Below are 1,519 nucleotides of genomic sequence, written 5' to 3'. Positions count from 1 at the left end.
GTACGACAGCCGATCATCACCGAACCGAACCGCGATACGGCCGCTGTGGGTCGCCACCGCGGCATCGAACAGCGTCGACAGCGTCCGCGAGCGGTCCGCGAAAATGCCTGCGCCACCGTCCTTTCCGGCCGTCACCCAGCGCTCGGTGACATCGTGGCGTTCGGCCTCGGCGAGCAGGTCGATCTCGCCGATCACGACGGCCGGGTCCTCGGCGACGCTGCGCAGGATCCGCAGCAGGCGTTCGGCGAACGCGACCACGGTCTCCGGGTCGAACAGGTCCGTCGCGTAGTTCCACGACAATGCCAGTGCGCCACCGGCGGCCTCGCCGACGGTCAACTGGATGTCGAATTTGGCCGTGCCCTCCGGCACGTCCACCACCGTGACGTCCAGTCCGGGCAGCGTCACTCCCGACACCTGTCCGGCGCCGGTCGCCTCGAAGGTCAAGGCCACCTGGAACAGCGGGTGCCGGGCCTGCGACCGCACCGGCGACACCACATCCACCAGCTGCTCGAACGGCACATCCGCGTGCGCGAAGGCCGCCACGTCCACGGCCCGCACCTGCGTGAGCAGGTCGTCGAACGACATTCCCGGCGCGACGGCCGTCCGCAGCACCAGCGTGTTCACGAACATGCCGACCAGATCGTCGAGCGCGCGATCCCCGCGTCCCGCGATCGGCGTGCCCACCGTGACGTCCCGGCTCCCCGACATCCGCGCCGCCCACACCGCCAGCGCGGCGTGCACCACCATGAACAGTGTCACGCCCCGGGCGCGCGCCAACTCCACCAGCCTGGCGTGCAATCCGGCGTCCACCGTGAACCCGTGCACCGCACCGGCATTGGTGGCCACCTCCGGTCGCGGCCGGTCCGCGGGCAGCTCGATCTGCTCCGGCACGTCGCGCAGCCGGTCCACCCAGTACGCCAGCTGCCGCGACGCCAGTGAACCGGGATCGGCCATCTCACCGAGGACCTCGCGCTGCCACAGCGCGTAGTCCGCGTACTGCACCGGCAGCGGCGTCCACACCGGCGCCTCACCCGCGGCGCGAGAACCGTACGCCGCCACCACATCCCGCAGCAAGGACCGCAACGAGAAACCGTCACCGGAGATGTGGTGCATCACCAGCACCACCACGTGCTGCGAACCCGCGCCGTCGACGTCGAACAGCCCGAGCCGGAACGGAATCTCCTGGGTCACATCGAAATACGCGCCGACGATCTCGGCGATCCGGGACGGCAGCTCGGCGGCCGTCGCCGGTTCCGCCACCAGTTCCACGCCGATCTCGGTGGCCGGCAGCACCTGCTGGTAGCCGACGCCCTCGACCTCCGGATAGATCGTGCGCAACGATTCGTGCCGCGCCAGCACATCCTGGACGGCCGCGGCCAGCGCGGGGATGTCGAGAGCACCGGTCAGCCGCAGCGCCACCGGGATGTTGTTGACCGCGGTGCGGTGATCGAAGCGGTTGAGGAACCACATGCGTTGCTGCGCCGGGGACAACGGGACCAGCACCGCCGATTCCCCGTCG

Annotated in this window: 1 protein-coding gene; it reads right to left on the bottom strand. The window is 70.1% G+C overall.

What is annotated here, in order from left to right:
* Positions 1 to 1,519, bottom strand: a 1,519-nt coding sequence (locus LBW94_RS44115) for a condensation domain-containing protein (RefSeq protein ID WP_266273634.1), incomplete at both ends; no start/stop codon positions are given.

The sequence above is a fragment of the Nocardia sp. alder85J genome, from assembly GCF_020176955.2.
GTDB lineage: Bacteria > Actinomycetota > Actinomycetes > Mycobacteriales > Mycobacteriaceae > Nocardia.
The sequence above is the reverse complement of the archived record's forward strand: the minus strand, read 5'-3'. Positions and strand labels throughout refer to the sequence as shown.